Annotated in this window: 14 protein-coding genes; 6 read left to right on the top strand and 8 right to left on the bottom strand. The window is 66.4% G+C overall.

The features are described 5' to 3' along the window. Positions 1-5: 5 nt before the first annotated feature. Complete coding sequence (locus tag ACXJ1Z_RS14110) at positions 6-2852, top strand: M16 family metallopeptidase (RefSeq protein WP_463777478.1); 2847 nt, start codon at positions 6-8, stop codon at positions 2850-2852. 3 nt (positions 2853-2855) lie between these two features. Here ACXJ1Z_RS14110 and ACXJ1Z_RS14105 read toward each other — a convergent pair whose 3' ends face one another. Then, entirely contained in the window at positions 2856-3734 is an 879-nt protein-coding gene (locus tag ACXJ1Z_RS14105; RefSeq protein WP_463777476.1) for an isocitrate lyase/PEP mutase family protein, read from the bottom strand. Between the two features lie 75 nt (positions 3735-3809). Beyond that, entirely contained in the window at positions 3810-4481 is a 672-nt protein-coding gene (locus ACXJ1Z_RS14100) for an HAD-IA family hydrolase (protein WP_463777474.1), read from the bottom strand. A gap of 61 nt (positions 4482-4542) precedes the next feature. Between ACXJ1Z_RS14100 and glmU the strand changes: the two genes are divergently transcribed. The 4 genes from glmU to ACXJ1Z_RS14080 all read left to right on the top strand — a co-directional run bounded on the left by glmU (position 4543) and on the right by ACXJ1Z_RS14080 (position 11118). After that, positions 4543-5922 carry a bifunctional UDP-N-acetylglucosamine diphosphorylase/glucosamine-1-phosphate N-acetyltransferase GlmU gene (glmU, locus tag ACXJ1Z_RS14095; protein WP_463777473.1) on the top strand — a complete coding sequence of 460 codons (1380 nt, stop codon included), beginning with the start codon at positions 4543-4545 and terminating at the stop codon, positions 5920-5922. Between the two features lie 22 nt (positions 5923-5944). Further along, positions 5945-6796, top strand: a complete 852-nt coding sequence (locus ACXJ1Z_RS14090; protein ID WP_463777471.1) for a TIGR00266 family protein — start codon at positions 5945-5947, stop codon at positions 6794-6796. A gap of 145 nt (positions 6797-6941) precedes the next feature. Next, complete coding sequence (gene glmS, locus ACXJ1Z_RS14085; protein WP_463777469.1) at positions 6942-8765, top strand: glutamine--fructose-6-phosphate transaminase (isomerizing); 1824 nt, start codon at positions 6942-6944, stop codon at positions 8763-8765. 46 nt (positions 8766-8811) lie between these two features. Then, the gene (locus tag ACXJ1Z_RS14080) at positions 8812-11118 is read left to right on the top strand and encodes a putative bifunctional diguanylate cyclase/phosphodiesterase (protein ID WP_463777467.1); all 2307 of its coding nucleotides are present in this window, start codon (positions 8812-8814) and stop codon (positions 11116-11118) included. Between the two features lie 25 nt (positions 11119-11143). Here ACXJ1Z_RS14080 and purQ read toward each other — a convergent pair whose 3' ends face one another. Continuing rightward, positions 11144-11815, bottom strand: a complete 672-nt coding sequence (gene purQ / locus ACXJ1Z_RS14075) for a phosphoribosylformylglycinamidine synthase subunit PurQ (RefSeq protein WP_463781258.1) — start codon at positions 11813-11815, stop codon at positions 11144-11146. Between the two features lie 5 nt (positions 11816-11820). Further along, positions 11821-12072 carry a phosphoribosylformylglycinamidine synthase subunit PurS gene (gene purS / locus ACXJ1Z_RS14070; protein ID WP_463777465.1) on the bottom strand — a complete coding sequence of 84 codons (252 nt, stop codon included), beginning with the start codon at positions 12070-12072 and terminating at the stop codon, positions 11821-11823. 142 nt (positions 12073-12214) lie between these two features. On the opposite strand from purS, the gene ACXJ1Z_RS14065 reads away from it, so the two are divergent. After that, positions 12215-13123, top strand: a complete 909-nt coding sequence (locus ACXJ1Z_RS14065; RefSeq protein ID WP_463777464.1) for an SDR family NAD(P)-dependent oxidoreductase — start codon at positions 12215-12217, stop codon at positions 13121-13123. Positions 13124-13150: 27 nt separating this feature from the next. Here ACXJ1Z_RS14065 and ACXJ1Z_RS14060 read toward each other — a convergent pair whose 3' ends face one another. From ACXJ1Z_RS14060 to ACXJ1Z_RS14045, 4 genes are read right to left on the bottom strand one after another with little or no spacing between them, the layout of a single operon-like run. Then, on the bottom strand, positions 13151-13525 hold the full coding sequence (locus ACXJ1Z_RS14060; protein ID WP_463777462.1) for a DUF2794 domain-containing protein: 375 nt from the start codon (positions 13523-13525) through the stop codon (positions 13151-13153). A gap of 8 nt (positions 13526-13533) precedes the next feature. After that, complete coding sequence (epsC, locus tag ACXJ1Z_RS14055; RefSeq protein WP_463777461.1) at positions 13534-14241, bottom strand: serine O-acetyltransferase EpsC; 708 nt, start codon at positions 14239-14241, stop codon at positions 13534-13536. Between the two features lie 38 nt (positions 14242-14279). Beyond that, positions 14280-14891 (bottom strand): P-loop NTPase family protein, encoded by a 612-nt coding sequence (locus ACXJ1Z_RS14050; RefSeq protein WP_463777460.1) that lies wholly within the window; start codon positions 14889-14891, stop codon positions 14280-14282. A 16-nt stretch (positions 14892-14907) separates the two neighbouring features. Further along, positions 14908-16131, bottom strand: a complete 1224-nt coding sequence (locus ACXJ1Z_RS14045) for a heavy-metal-associated domain-containing protein (RefSeq protein WP_463777458.1) — start codon at positions 16129-16131, stop codon at positions 14908-14910. Positions 16132-16216: the final 85 nt, after the last annotated feature.

Here is a 16216-nt window from a genome sequence, read left to right as displayed (position 1 = left end):
GCGACTTGGCTGGTACCCTGGCAGTCGCGCTCGCGCTCGCAGGTTTGGCCGCGCCTCCTGCCGCTTCGCGCGATACGAGTCGGGCCGCGCGCGACGATCAGTGGGCCTTCGAGCATAGCGATCTTCGCCCCGATCCATCGTTTCGTTATGGCCGCTTGGCGAACGGCCTGCGCTACATCGTGAGGCATAACGCGACGCCCGCCGGGACAGCGCTGGTGCGGATGGACGTGGCGGTAGGCTCGCTCGATGAACGCAAGAGCGAGCGTGGCTACGCCCACTTCCTCGAACATATGGCGTTCAACGGCAGCACCCGCGTGGCCGAGGGCGAGATGGTGCGCCTGCTGGAACGCCATGGCCTAGCGTTCGGTGCCGACACCAACGCTTCGACCAGTTTCGATCGCACGCAATACAAGCTGGACCTGCCGACCGCCGAACCGGCCTTGCTGGACACCGCGCTGATGCTGATGCGCGAGACGGCGAGCGAGTTGTTGCTGACGCCGCAGGGGATCAGCCGGGAGCGCGGTGTGATCCTGTCCGAAATGCGTGATCGCAACACCTGGCAACTGCGCGATACGATAGCCAACACCGACTTCTTCTACCCGCGATCCCGTTTTGCCACCCGATTTCCGATCGGTACCGCCAAGACGTTGAACGCGGCTAACGCGCGGCGTCTTCGGGCCTTTTACGAGCGCGAATACGTTCCTGCCAAGACGACGCTGGTCGTGGTCGGAGACCTTGACCCCGCCGTGGTCGAGCAACAGATCAAGACGCACTTCGAGGGCTGGGCTGCAGCCCGGTCAAGAACCCAGCCTGCGGCGGGTCCGATCCTTGTGCAGGACCATCACCGAACCGCGGTCTATGTCGATCCCGCCCTGTCCGAGCGGGTGACCTTGCTGCGCAATGGCGCCTGGTTGGACGAGCCGGACAGCATCGCCACGCGACGCGAGAACCTTCTACGCAAGGTCGGCTACGACATCGTCAATCGCCGCTTGCTGCGGGTGACGCGACAATCCGATCCGCCTTTTCGGGGGGCCGGGTTTGGGACGGGCGACGTGTTCGAGAGTGGGCGATCGACGCGGTTGATCGTCGACACCGTCGATCGCAAGTGGCGCCGCGGCGTGATCGCGGCCGCAGCCGAATATCGCCGGGCCTTGGCATTCGGCTTTACCGCTCCTGAGGTGGCCGAACAGATCGCGGGGCTGCGCACGGCGCTGGAAAACGCGGCGGCTTCATCGGAGACACGCAGCAACGCGCAACTGGTCGCCGCCGCGCTTGCGCTGGTTTCGGATCGGAACGTCCCGGTATTGCCCTCCGACGCCCTTGCCCGGTTTCAGGCGCTCGCCCCGCAGATCACGCCCGAGGCCGTGCTGGCCGCCATGCAGCGTGAAGCGGTCGTTCTCGACGATCCGCTGATACGGTTCCGGGGTCGCTTCGAACCGATCGGCGGCGCAAAGGCGATCCGCGCGGCCTGGGACGGGGGTATGTCGGCCTCCATCGCACGACAGCAGGGCGCGACAGCCACCGAATTCGCCTACACGAATTTCGGCAGCGCCGGCACAGTGGTTTCGGACAATCGCGAGCAAGCGCTGGGCATCCGCGAGTTGCGTTTCGCCAATGGCGTGATGCTCAATCTGAAGAAGACCGCGCTGGAAGCGGATCGCGCGCGGGCCAGCCTGTCCATCGATGGCGGAGATCGGCTGGATACCAAGGCCAACCCGCTCGCCACCGAGATGCTGCCGTTTCTCGACGAGGGCGGCCTTGGCAAGCACAGCGCCGACGACTTGCAGACCATTCTTGCCGGTCGCAGCGTCAACGACAGCTTTGGTAGCGGTGACCTGAGCTTCGATGCCAATGCATTGACCACCCCGCGCGACCTGAAGCTACAATTGCAGCTATGGGCCGCATTCCTCACCGATCCCGGCTTTCGCCGCGAGGGCGAGGTTCAGTACCGGCACAGCATGAACAACTATTTCGAGCAATTGCGCGCCACGCCAAGCTCGGCCTTGCGCGCGGACCTGGGCGGGATCCTGTCCGATCGCGATCCCCGATTCACGTTGCAGGACGTAAGCGCTTATCGCGCGCTGACCTTCGAGAAGCTGAAGCAGGATGTCGCCGGGCACTTTGCCCATGGCGCGATCGAGATCGGGCTGGTCGGCGACTTCGACGAGGATCAGGCGATCGCAGCCGTCGCTTCGACATTCGGCGCACTTCCCGCGCGCGAGCCAGCTTTCGCCGCGCGGCTGGTCGAGAGCCGGCCGTTCACCGCCGACCGGCATCCCCGGGTCATTCATCATTCCGGTCCTGCCGACCAGGCCCTGCTACGGCTGACCTGGCCAACCCGCGACGACGGCGATCCGCTGGAAACGCTCAAGCTCGAACTGCTCGAACGCGTGGTGCGGATCGAACTGACCGACAGCTTGCGCGAAGCCCTGGGCAAGTCCTATTCCCCCAGCGCCGCAAGCGCGATGTCGCATACCTGGAAGGGTTACGGAACCTTCGGCATCGCCGCTTCGATCGACGTGCGCGATGTCGCCGCGACGCGTGCGGCGATCGCCCAGGCGCTGGCCGATCTGCGCACTACGCCGGTGACTGCGGACATTCTTCAGCGCGCCCGCCAGCCACTGATCGAAGCGTTCCAGAACGCGCTGAAATCGAACGAGGGCTGGAGCGGCTTGGTCAGCCGTGCGCAAAGCGAAGCGGATCGCATAGATCGCTACGCCAAGGCACGCGACCGCTTGCAGGCGATCAATGCGAGCGACCTGCAGGCGATGGCCGCGCGCTATCTCGATCCCGCGGCCGCGCTGGAAGTGCTGGTGCTGCCCGTCGGTGTAGAACCGGCCGGCCAGCCGTAGGCGTCAGCGGGCGTGGTTGGGTCGGGTGGGTCGGCCGGTCCGCTCGGCCCAGTCGACGATCAGGTCGTCGTAGAGCTTCTGGTCGATTAGGTCGTATTTCTCGGGGAAGTTCGTGAATGCATCCATCGCGCTGGCGACCGAACCCGTCTCCATCAGTTCGCGCGCCATCTTGAGGTGGTTCACGGTCGCCGACACCCAGCCCCAGCCGGTCGACAGCGTGAAAGCGGTATTCGGCAGGTTGAAGCCGAGGGTACACACCGGGATCTTCATCTGCGGGATCAGCTGCAACTGCTGTTCTGGCGGCGCGCTGGCAAAGACGATCGCATCCGCACCAGCCTCCGCATAGGCGTGCGCGCGCCGCACGGCCTCGTCGAGCGAACCGGTACCACCGCCACCGTTGGCGTTGGTGTAGAGTTCGTCGCAGCGCGCGATGATGACGAAGCCGGAGTCGCCGCGCCCCTTCACGCCCGCCTCGATCCTGAGTTGCATGTCCTCGATCGAGCAGAGGCCGTTGACGTGCTTGGAGTGCTTGGGATTGACCTCGTCCTCGACGTGATAGCCCGCGATCCCGGCAGCGACGTACCGGCGCGTGAAGTGGAAAGCATCGGCCACCGTCTCGCCCAGGGTATCGGCATCCGCGACAAGCGGGATATCGATGGCCTGCGCGACGCGGCCGGCCTGATCGATCATCTCGACCTGGCTGAAGATGCCGTTGTCGGGCACTGCATAATGGAATGCGGAACAGGCATGACCACCCATGTAGGCCGCCTTGAAACCGACATGCTGCACCGCGCGACCGGTAATCGCGCTATAGGCTTCGGCGGCAACGAAATGCTCGCCGTTCTCGATCAGCGCACGCAGCTTTTCACCCGGTGTCGGCATCGTCTCGTCTCCCAGATTGACGTTTGCGAGCGGGGTCGCACGGAGCCGGACCAGACGCAAGCGCCTGCCTGTGGGTCAGAGGCCGGCGAGCGTGTCCACCAAGCGGTCGTAGTGATCGATCACCACGTCGGCGCCCAGTCGGTCGGGCGGCACGTCGTTGAAGCCGAAGCTGACCGCGACGCAGGGCAAGCCGGCGGCGCGGGCGGACGCGGTATCGAACGTGCTGTCCCCGACGAAAGCCGCCCTGCCCCCTCCCCCGCGCGCGACCATCTCATGCAGCATGTCCGGCGCCGGCTTGGCCCGTCCTGGTCCCAGGGTGTCGCCGCCGATGATGGTGTAGAAGCGGTCGGCAAGACCCAGTTCGCGCAGCAACTTCACCGCCAGATGTTCCAGCTTGTTGGTTGCGACAGCCAGCTTCACGCCTTTTGCCGCAAGATCGTCCAGCATCGCCGCGCCACCAGGAAACAGCCGGGTGTGGCGCGCGATGTTCGCCTCGTAATAGCTGAGCAGCGCCGCGAACAGTTCATCGAACCGCGCCGACGATACCTCAACCTGGCTGAACGCGAGCGCGCGTTCCAGCATCTTGCGAGACCCTGCGCCGACGAGATGGCGCACCTCGCCCGGCTCTATCGACGGACGTCCCTCAAGGCCAAGCGTGTGGTTCACCGCCTCGGCCAGATCGCCATGGGTGTCCAGCAAGGTGCCGTCGAGGTCGAAGCCGACGATCGCGAAAGGGAAGTTCGTCATAGGTCGCGTCAAGTGGTCGCTAGTGGTGGAAACGGCAAGCATTTGCTGGCAAACGGCAGGCATGACCACTGCCGTATCGCCGTCCGCCCGCCGGCCGCTCGCAACTGTCGTTCTCGCCGCTGGCAAGGGCACGCGGATGAAAAGCGATCTGCACAAGGTGCTCCACCCCATCGCGGGCCGACCGATGCTGGAACATTTGCTGGCGAGCGCAGCCGAGCTTTCTCCGCAACGCCAGGTAGTGGTTGCGGGGCATGGTCGCGAGCAACTGGAACGGGCGCTGGCCGGACGCGCGACGATCGCGCTTCAGGAACCGCAACTGGGAACCGGTCACGCGGTGCTGCAGGCGAAAGCGGCGCTGGCGGATTTCGATGGCGATGTGCTGATTCTTTATGGTGATGTCCCCTTCGTTCGCGCCGAAACGATGCAGGCGATGCTGGAGCGACTGCATGGCCCCGAGGAACCGCCGATCGTCGTCCTGGGCTTCGAGCCTGACGACACGCTGCAATACGGTCGCGTCATCGCCGACGGCGATCGTATCCGGGCGATGGTCGAGCACAAGGATGCGACGCCCGAGCAGCGCCAGGTGCGTCTGTGCAATTCGGGCCTGATGGCGGTGCGCTCGGCGGACTTGTTCGCGCTGCTCGAACGCGTCGGCAACGACAACAGCCAAGGCGAATATTACCTCACCGACATCGTCAACATCGCCAACCAGGACGGACGGTTCTGCGCGGTGGTCACGACCGACGATGCTGACGAAGTCGCCGGCATCAATGCCCGCGGTGAACTGGCGCAGGCCGAAGCGCGCTGGCAGACTCGGCGCCGCAAACAGGCGATGGCCGATGGGGCGACGCTGATCGCGCCCGAGACGGTGTGGTTCTCGTGGGATACGAAGCTGGGCCGCGACGTGACGGTGGAGCCCAACGTCGTGTTCGGCCCCGGCGTCACCGTAGCCGACGGCGTTGTCATCCACGCTTTTTCTCATCTCGAAGGGGCGACGCTGGAAAGCGGCGTCTCGATCGGGCCCTATGCGCGGCTGCGGCCCGGCGCGGTGCTCAAGGCGAATTCGCGCGTCGGCAATTTCGTCGAGATGAAGAACGCGGTATTGGGCGAAGGAGCGAAAGCCAATCACCTCACCTATCTGGGCGATGCGGACGTCGGCGCCGGCGCGAACATCGGCGCAGGCACGATCACCTGTAATTACGATGGGTATTTCAAGCACAGGACGGTGATCGGCGCGCGGGCCTTCATCGGCTCTAACAGCTGCCTGATCGCGCCGGTACGGATCGGCGCGGATGCGATCGTCGGCGCGGGCAGCGCGGTGAGCCGCGACGTCGGCGATGGCGAACTTCGCCTCGTGCGCGCCGAACAGCTGGTGAAGCCCGGCTGGGCCGACAGCTTCCACGACGCGATGAAGAAAAAGAAGGCCGAGAAGTCCAGCTAAGTCTCTTTGCGAGGAACGACCCATGCCGAACAATCCGTGGAGCCACAGCCGCAACACCGCGCTGGGCGACGACATCGATTTCGAGATCAAGGGACAGGAACTGCAGTTCGTCGAGATCGAGCTCGATCCCGGCGAAAGCGCGGTCGCCGAAGCCGGCGCGATGGTCTGGAAAGACGCCAGCATCGACATGACATCGGTGTTCGGTGACGGCTCGGCCGCGCAGCAAGGCGGCGGATTCATGGGCAAGCTGCTGGGTGCGGGCAAGCGGCTCGTGACCGGCGAAAGCCTGTTCACCACGGTCTTCACGCATCAGGGCAGCGGCAAGGCGCGAGTCGCCTTCGCCTCACCGATCCCCGGCGCGATCGTTGCGCTCAAGCTCGACAGCGTCGGCGGCACGCTGATCTGCCAGAAGGACGCCTTCCTGTGCGCGGCGCGCGGCGTCTCGATCGGCATCCATTTCCAGCAGAAGATCCTGACCGGGCTGTTCGGCGGCGAAGGCTTCGTGATGCAGCGGCTCGACGGCGATGGCTGGGTCTTCGTCCAGATGGGCGGCACCGTGATCGAGCGCGAACTGGCACCGGACGAGGAACTGCATGTCGACACCGGCTGCGTCGCCGCGTTCACGCAAGGGATCGACTTCGACGTGATCCGCGCCGGTTCGATCAAGTCGATGATGTTCGGCGGCGAGGGCGTGTTCTTCGCGCGACTGCGCGGGCCGGGCAAGGTGTGGATCCAGTCGCTGCCATTCTCGCGCCTGGCTGGACGGATGCTGGCGGCGGCGATGCCGGTGGGCGGCCAGAACCGCGGCGAAGGCACGCTGCTGGGGCTAGGTGCACTAGGTGGCCTGGGCGCGATGATCAGCGGTGACGACTGAGCCGATCGCCCGGTCTATCGAGCTTGTAATGAACCCGTAACCCCAACGAAACCCGCACCGTTTTAGTAAACGCCAAGGTTTCGGAACTACCGCCGTCATACCGTTCGTGTCTTCAAGTCCCATTCCAGCGAAAGCGTAATCAATCATGTGCGGCATCATCGGCATCGTCGGCAAGGAAGACGTGGCGGACAGGTTGGTCGACGGCCTGCGCCGGATGGAATATCGCGGCTATGACAGCGCGGGCGTATGCACGCTGTTCGATGGCGAGCTGGTCCGCCGCCGCGCGCAGGGCAAGCTGCTCAATCTCGTCAAGGAAGTCGCGGCCAACCCAGCTCCCGGCTCGACCGGCATTGCGCATACCCGCTGGGCGACTCATGGCGCGCCGACCGCCGCTAATGCCCACCCCCATGCGACATCCGAGCTGGCGCTGGTGCACAACGGCATCATCGAGAATTTCAAACAGCTTCGCGACGGACTCGAAGCGCGCGGTCGCCATTTCGAAAGCCAGACGGATAGCGAAGTGGTCGCGCATCTGATCTCGGAGTTGATCGAGGGCGGATTGTCGCCCCAGCAGGCCGTTCGCGAGGCCCTGCCCGAGTTGCGCGGCGCCTTTGCCCTGGCGATCGCGTTCCGTCGCTTTCCCGACATGCTCATCGGTGCCCGGCTCGGCTCGCCGCTGGTCGTCGGCTATGGCGAGGGTGAAACCTATCTCGGGTCCGACGCGCTGGCTCTGGCCCCGCTGACCCAGCGCATCAGCTACCTCGAGGAAGGCGACTGGGTCGTCATCACGCGCGATGGCGCGCAAGTGTACGATGCCTCAAACCACGCGGTCACGCGCGAGATCGTCGCCTCGGGCGCATCCGCCGTGGCGATCGAGAAAGGCAATTACCGCCATTTCATGCAGAAGGAGATCTACGAGCAGCCGACCGTGGTGGCGCAGACCCTGCGCAGCTACATCCGCCAGATCGACCAGTCGGTCGCGCTGCCGCAGATCGACTACGACCTGTCGAAGATCAAGCGCGTCACCATCGTCGCGTGCGGCACCAGCTACTACGCCGGCATGGTCGCGAAGTACTGGTTCGAGCAGTTCGCGCGGTTGCCGGTCGATATCGATGTCGCATCCGAATTCCGCTATCGCGACCCGGTGCTGGAGGCCGGCGGCCTAGCCCTCTTCATCTCGCAATCGGGCGAGACCGCCGATACCCTGGCTGCGCTGCGCCACTGCAAGGCGCATGGCCAGACGATCGCGGTGGTGGTCAACGTGCCCACCAGTTCGATGGCCCGCGAGGCCGACCTGCTGCTGCCCACGCATGCCGGGCCGGAAATCGGTGTCGCTTCGACCAAGGCGTTTACTTGTCAGCTCGCCGTGCTGGCCGCACTGGCCGCGCATCTGGGTGTGCTGCGCCATCGGATCGATCGCGACGAGGAAATCGAGATCGTCCGCCAGCTGGTCGAAACGCCGTCCTGCCTCAATGCCGCGCTGGCCTTCGACGAAGAGATCGCGGCGATGGCGCACCTCATCGCACCGGCGCGCGACGTGCTCTATCTGGGTCGTGGACCGGACTATCCTCTGGCACTGGAAGGCGCGCTCAAGCTCAAGGAAATCAGCTACATCCATGCCGAGGGCTATGCCTCGGGCGAGATGAAGCACGGGCCGATCGCACTCATCGACGAGGCGGTGCCGGTGATCGTGCTCGCCCCGTCCGGCCCGCTGTTCGAAAAGACCGTCAGCAACATGCAGGAAGTGCGCGCACGCGGCGGCAAGGTGGTCCTGATCTCCGATGCGGATGGCATTGCCGAGGCCGGCGAGGGTTGCATCGCCACCATCGAGATGCCCAAGGTCCATCCCCTGATCGCCCCGCTGGTCTATGCGGTGCCGGTGCAATTGCTCGCCTATCACGTCGCCTGCATCAAGGGCACCGACGTCGACCAGCCGCGCAATCTGGCGAAGAGCGTCACCGTCGAATGACGTGAAGTTTACTCCGCACTAACCATTCTCCCGCTACGTCTGGAGAGTGACGTTAAGCGCCCAGCCCGGCCCAGATGCCAGCGCCACCGCTACCTCGATCGCCCTGTTCGGCCTCGGCCGACGGCGGAGCGATCGGGCGCGCGGGGCGTTGCCGCATCCGGGCGGTGTCCACCAGGCCCGATCCGGCCGTGAAGTGGTTCACGGGGTCTGCGCGGCGATCACGCTGCTGCTGCTGTGGGCCCAGGTTTCCGCCTTGCTGCTGCTGGCATGGCTGGTCTTGCTGGCTGGTGGCCTGACGCTGGCATGGCATGCGGATCGTCCTTCGGCTGGCCCCCTGGCGCGATCGATCGCCGCGCTGGCGCTGGCGGCAGTCTGGACGGTGCCGCTGATGCTGGCGACCGCCGACATGCAGGTGCCGTTGTGGTCGGTGATGACCGCGCTACTCGGCGCCTCGGCGATCCTGTTACCCGCCCGTCCGCGCAGCACGTACACCCTCTCCGCCGTGCTGGGAGTGATATACGCCATCAGCTTCATGGTGACAGGCGACGAGCCGCTGGCGATCCTGGTGCTGCTGTCGGTTCTCGTCACCATCGTCGGCGCCGCGCAGAACGCCTGTCGCTATCGCGCCGCCCGATATGCGGTGGCGGTGATGCATGAAAAGGAAGACGTCGTCTCGCTGCTCCTGCGCGAGTTCGAGGAAGGCGAGGCGGCGTGGTTGTGGCAAGTCGATGCCAGCCATGCCGTTCGCGCACCCTCGCCGCGGTTCGCGCTGGCATTGTCACGGAACGCGCGCGAGATCGAGGGCCAGGCTTTCATTCCCCTGCTGGCCGGGTCCGATGCCGTGAGCGAACCGTACGACGCGACACTGGTGGATCTTGGCGACCGGCTGCACCGTCGCGAGCCCTTCGCCGGCCTGCAAGTTCATGTCGCCGTCGCCGATGGCCAGCGCTGGTTCGAGCTGTCGGGAACCCCGCGCCACGATCCGCATGGACGCTATGCCGGGTTCCATGGCGTCGCTTCCGATGTCACCATCGAGCGCGAGAAGTCGGACAAGATCGCCTATCTCGCCCGCTACGATGCGCTGACCGGCCTGCCCAATCGTTCGATGCTGACGGAGACGCTGGCGGGCGCACTCGCCGAGGCCGAACGGCAAGGCACCGCCTGCGCGTTCATGATGATCGATCTCGACCGGTTCAAGGCGGTGAACGACACGCTGGGCCACCAGGTCGGCGATCAGCTGCTGGCGCGCGTGTCCGAACGCCTGCGCGAGCAGATGGACGAAAACCAGTTCTGCTGCCGCCTGGGCGGTGATGAATTTGCCGTCGTCATGCGCAATGTCGCCGACGAAGCCGCCGTGGCAACCGCAGCGCAGCGGCTGATCGAGGATCTGTCGCAGCCGTATCGGGTCAGCCATCACATGCTGTTCGTCGGCGCTTCGGTCGGCTCGGCGATGGGGCCTCAGGATGGTTCGAGCGTCGAGACACTGATGCGCAACGCCGACCTTGCGCTCTATCGTTCCAAGGACGCGGGCGGCAACGTGCACTGCACCTACGAACCGACGCTGCACGCGCTGGCCGAGGAACGCCGCCAGCTCGAATCAGCCTTGCGCGGCGCCCTCGAAGCGGGAGAGTTCGAGCTGCACTACCAGCCGGTGGTCGATGCCGAGAGCGAAGCCATCGTCAGCCTTGAAGCGCTGCTGCGCTGGAACAGTCCGGTGCACGGCTCGGTCAGCCCGGCCAAGTTCGTTCCCGTGGCCGAGGACACCCGGCTGGTGATTCCGATCGGCGAATGGGTCCTGCGTCGCGCCTGCCTGGAGGCCGTGCGCTGGCCCGAGCACATCCGCATCGCGGTCAACGTCTCGGGCGAGCAGCTGCTCGATGCCGATTTTCCCGAAATGGTGGTCAGCGCACTGGCGAGCAGCGGCCTCGCGCCGCAGCGCCTCGAGATCGAAGTCACCGAAAGCATCTTCGTGCGCGATGCCAGCCTGGCGCGGCTTGCGCTGGAGCAGGTCATCGCGCTGGGCTGCACCGTCGCGCTGGACGATTTCGGCACCGGCTATTCGGCGTTGGGATACCTGCGCGCCTTGCGCTTCTCGACGATTAAGATCGACCGGACCTTCGTTCAGGGCGCCGCCGAGGGAAATGCCGAGTGTCTGGCGATCATCCGCGCCGTCGTCGCGATGGCCGAAAGCCTGGAGATGTCGACCATCGCCGAGGGTGTCGAGACCCCGACCGAGGTCGATGTCGTCCGGGCGCTGGGTTGCCGCAAGATCCAGGGCTATCACTATGGCCGCCCGATGCCGGCGAGCGCGGCCGGCCGCCTGTTCGACGCCCGCCGCGCCAGCGCCAGCTGAGTTCTAGACGCTCTTCAGCCGCAGCTCAGGCGCCGACCAAGCCCTTGATCGCGCTTTCGAAAACCACGCGCCCGTCGCTGCCGCCCTGCGCGGCCTCGATCGCGCGTTCGGGGTGCGGCATCATGCCCAAGACGTTGCCGGCCTTGTTTAGAACACCTGCGATTCCGCGGGCCGAACCGTTGACATCCTCGGCATACCGCAGCGCCACCCGGCCTTCGCCCTCGATCCGGTCGAGCGTTTCGTCGTCGGCATAGAAATTGCCGTCGTGGTGCGCCACCGGCAAGCGGATCGTCTGCCCCGCGTCGAACCCGGCGGTGAACAGCGACTGATTGTTCTCCACCGTGAGGGCGACTTCGCGGCAGACGAAGCGGATACCCGAGTTGCGCAGCAAGGCGCCGGGCAACAGTCCGCTTTCGGTCAGCACCTGGAAGCCGTTGCACACGCCCAGCACCGGCACGCCGCGATCCGCCGCCGCGATCACCGCGCGCATCACCGGCGAGCGCGAGGCGATCGCGCCGCAACGCAGGTAGTCGCCATAGGAGAAGCCACCGGGCAGCGCGATGAAGTCCAGCCGTTCGGGCAGGTCCGCGTCGCCATGCCAGACCCGCAGCGGCGCTGCGCCGGAGACCTTCTCCAGCGCATCGGCCATGTCGCGGTCGCAGTTGGATCCGGGAAAGGTGATGACCGCGGCGCGCAGGCCGCTCACGCGCGGGTCTCCGCCAGCGCCACCTTTTCGATGCGATAGTTTTCGATCACCATGTTCGCCAGCAGCTCGCGGCACATCTCGTCGAGCGCTTCGTCACCCACGTCGTCGGCAACGTCGAGCTCGATCAGCCGGCCGGCGCGCACATCGTTGACGCCGGTGAAGCCCAGCCCTTCGAGCGAATGATGGATGGCCCGGCCCTGAGGGTCGAGCACGCCGGGCTTTAGGCTGACATGGACGCGCACTTTCATCGCCGAGGCCTTTCGCAAACGGGCAGGAACGCCGCCGCCTATGGCCCCGCGCGCGATTCGGAGCAAGCCGCGCGGCGAGCCTTGCGGGCGCGAAGCTCGCTTTGCGATTGTGCGACACCGCCCTGCATGTCATCGCCGGGCGATGGACATCCGCTTCACCGATCGGGTCGCAATCGTCACCGGGGCCGGCAACGGGCTGGGCCGCGACTATGCGCTGGAGCTTGCTCGGCGCGGCGCGAAAGTCATGGTCAACGATCTGGGCACTTCGCGCGATGGCGCGGGCACCTCGCAGGCGGCGTTGTCCGTCGTCGAGGAGATCCACAGCGCGGGCGGGATCGCGATGGCCGATCATGGCGACGTGTCGGACTATGTGCAGATGGAAGCGATGGCCGCGCGGACGGTCGAGGCCTGGGGCGGCGTACACATCCTGATCAACAACGCCGGCATCCTGCGCGACCGCACGTTCGCGAAGATGGACCCTGCCGATTTCGAGCTGGTGGTGCGTGTCCACCTGCTCGGTTCGGCCTTCGCCACCAAGGCGGTGTGGAACATCATGCGCGAGCAACGCCATGGCCGGGTGCTGATGACCAGCTCGGCGGCAGGGCTTGGCGGCAATTTCGGGCAGGCGAACTACGCCGCCGCGAAACTTGGCGTGGTCGGCCTGGCGCAGACCCTGCGGCTCGAAGGCGCCAAGTACGGCATCCGGGTCAACACGATCGCGCCGGCAGCGGGCACCCGCATGACCGAGGACATCTTCCCCGAAGACGCGTTCCGGGCCTTCGCCGTCGAGAACGTGACGCCGGCCGCGCTGTTCCTGGTCAGCGACGATGCTCCCGACGGCGCGATCCTGGGCGCGGGCGCGGGCGTGTTCCAGGGCGCCTGGCTGACGATGGGCGACGGCGTGCTGCTGCCCGAGGCGGCGCGCACCGTCGAGGGCGTCGCGGCCGCCTGGAACCGGATCACCGCACAGGAGCCCGGCCACCCGGTGGGCAACGGCATGGAACAGACCTATCGCACGCTCGAGATGCTGGGCCGACCACCACGGCCGTGACCCCCACCGACGTGGCGTGGCACGCGCTCAGTCGTCGACGATCTTCAGCAGCTTGCGTTCCAGCGGCACCAGCACTCCGGCCAGTTCATGCCCGCGTTTCAGCACCTGCCCCGCTTCCCCGAACAGGGTCCACATCCCCTGCTTGCCGCGAAGCGCCGGTCGTTTCTCGATGCGCGCTTGTGGTCGCTCCGCAGCCCGCCGGAACGCGGCAAAGCTGGCGGCATCGCGGCTGAAATCCATCGCATAGTCGCGCCACAGGCCCGCCGCGACCATGCGTCCGTACGTATCGAGGATGCGTTGCAGTTCGATCCGGTCGAACCCCACTTGCAACGGGCGTCCGGGAAAGGCGATGACGTTCGCCTGTGGTGGAGCGCCGGGGCTACCGGTTGCGGGTCCAGCCATCGCTCGCGTCAACTACCCGTCTTGTCCGACATCGGCGGCTCGGCGACAACCTGATCGATCGGCATGGCCAGCGCGGCCATTTGCTCGCGCAGGCGGACGACTTCGGCTTCCAGCACCTCGATCCGGACATTGCCGGATGGCTCGCACGGCTCCTTGCACGGGGTGCCATAGGGCATGAATTCGCGCGCCCAGGTCTCGGCGGCGACCAGCGTGGAGCGGGCCTTGACGCCGATCATCGTCGCGCCTTCGGGCACGTCGCCGGTTACCACCGCGCTCGCGCCGATGCGGGCGCGCCGGCCGATGGTGATCGGCCCGAGAATCTGCGCACCCGACCCGACGATCACGTTGTCCTCCAGCGTGGGGTGGCGCTTGCCGCTCTTGCCGTTGGTGGGATTGGTGCCGCCCAGCGTCACGCCCTGATAGATCGTGACGTCGTCGCCGATGACCGCCGTTTCGCCGATCACGGTAAAGCCGTGGTCGATGAAGAAATTGCGGCCGATCGTGGCACCGGGGTGAATGTCGATCGCGGTGAACATTCGCGATGCGTGGTTCACCAGCCGCGCGAGGAAGAACAAGCGCATGCCGAACAGGCGGTGGGCGACGCGATGCCAGAACAGCGCCCAGACCCCCGGATATAGCAGCACCTCCCAGCGCGAGCGGGGCGCGGGATCACGTGCGACGATCGAATCGAGATAGCCGATCAAGCCGTTCGCCATGAATCTCGGATCTCCTGCTTGCCCGCGGCGAGCGGCGCCTATGCCGCGTGTCCACCCTGAGCCATAGTCTCGTTCAATGCCTCACGCCAGATCGACAGCGTGGCCGGCGCCTTGCGCTCAAGGCTCAACCGATCGATCGCGGCTACAAGGTGCTCGGCCTGCAGATGGCCACGCTCGGCGCGTGGTACAAGGTAGTCGGTCGCGGCGGGGTCGAGCACCAGGCCGCGCATCTCGGCATGCAGCGCGATCAGTTCCGCCATCATCGCATCGTCGGGCGTGCCGATCTCAATATACAGCGCCGCTCCGAGCCGCGATGCGAGATCGGGCAGCGCCACCTGCCACTGCCCGGGCGCCGCGTTGGTGACGATCAGCAACGGCCGTCTCGCCTCCTGCGCCCGGTTCCAGCGATGGAAAACCTCCGTTTCCGGCAAAGTCTCGGCATCGTCCAGCACGTCGCCGGCTCCGGCCTGCGCGAACCAGCGCGCCAGCAGCGACTTGCCCGAGCGCGGCGGCCCGGCCAGCACCGCCGTGCCGAACGGCCACCGCGACGGGTCGGACAGCGCCTCGATCGCAGCGGCGTTGGCGTTGCCGACGACGATCCGCGAAGCGCCGCTTCCGGCAAGCGCGAGCGGCAGGGCGATCTGGCGCATCACCGCACCGCTCCGCCTAGCGGCTGATCCTGAGCACGCCGCCATTCGCGGCGACTTGCCATCCGCGCGCCTTCAAGGCGGCGATCAGCGCGCCCTGCCCACCCGCGACCGACACGCGCATCACCGAGGTGCCGCCGATCGCGAGGCTGGTGGTCGCCGCGCTTTGCACGCCGGCCGAACCGCGCACGGCGGACATCGCCGCATCCACCGCCGCCGCATCGGGCGAGGCGAACTGCACCGTCAGCGACTGGACTTCAGCGGCGGGTGTCGTCGGTCCGGGCGTCGCCACCGGCGCGGCGGCTGCCGGTGTCGCCGGCAAGACGATCGGGCGATCTTCGACATCGCGCCGCATCAACCGCGAGCGCAAGTCGCCCAGTGCATTGTCGAAGGCGAGCCGACCACTCAGCAGCGTGGGATCGGGAGTCAGCTCGCCACGTTCCAGCGCATTGCGATAGATCCCGTCGATCCGCACCACCGCCTGCGCCAGCATCTGGGGCAGCGCCTCGTCGTCGCGCGCGATCATGCTGAAGCTTTCCAGCACCTTGCTGTCGGGACCGTAGCGCGCGGTGAAGGTCCCGCGAACCGGCCCGCCCGGCCACTGCCGCTCCAGCCGCGCGACGGGAATGACGACGTCGGCGGCATCGAACTGGTCGAGGATGGTGCGCCACCACAGGCGGCTGCGACGGCCCGTCTGCCCGGCGTTGAGGATCAGCGATTCGCCACCGGAGCCCGCCGGGCGCACGTAGTCCACCGGACTGGCCGAGGCCTGGAATTCCGCCCAGGCCTTTTGCCACGCGCCGCGCACTTCGAAGACTTGGCGCACGCCGCCCGAATCGAGCACCGGAATGACCAGCATCGGCGCCGAATGCGTCACGCCGTCGGCCCCGCCGCCGACATATTGCCCGGCCTTCGAACGATCGAAGATGACGCCGAGCCGCGCGACGTAGCGATGCGGGCCGATTTGCTCGCGCTCGATCACCACCGACGAGACCATCGCGTCGATCGCCTCGATCGGCATCGCCGGTCCGCGCAGGGTTTCCCACGCCTTCTTCTCGGCCATCTTCCAGCCCGCGGTGCGTGCTTCCAGCCCGGTCTTGCCGGTGACATCGACGAGAATGCCGTTGACCTGGATGTCGACCGAGTTGGCCACCGGGGGAATGCCGCGATCGCCTTCGATCTGCGCAAGCAACTGCTGCGCGCCGAGCAAAATCGCGCTGATGAAGGCTGCGATGGCCAGCATTGCCCCCAGCTTGACCCACGGGCCGGCTTGGGCGAGGCGTATGCGCCTGATCTGTTGGTAAAGTGCCCTGGTCATCGTCGAACCG

Source organism: Novosphingobium sp. TK46 (assembly GCF_055361525.1).
Note: the sequence above shows the minus strand (reverse complement) of the source record. Positions and strands in the feature narration are given on the sequence as shown.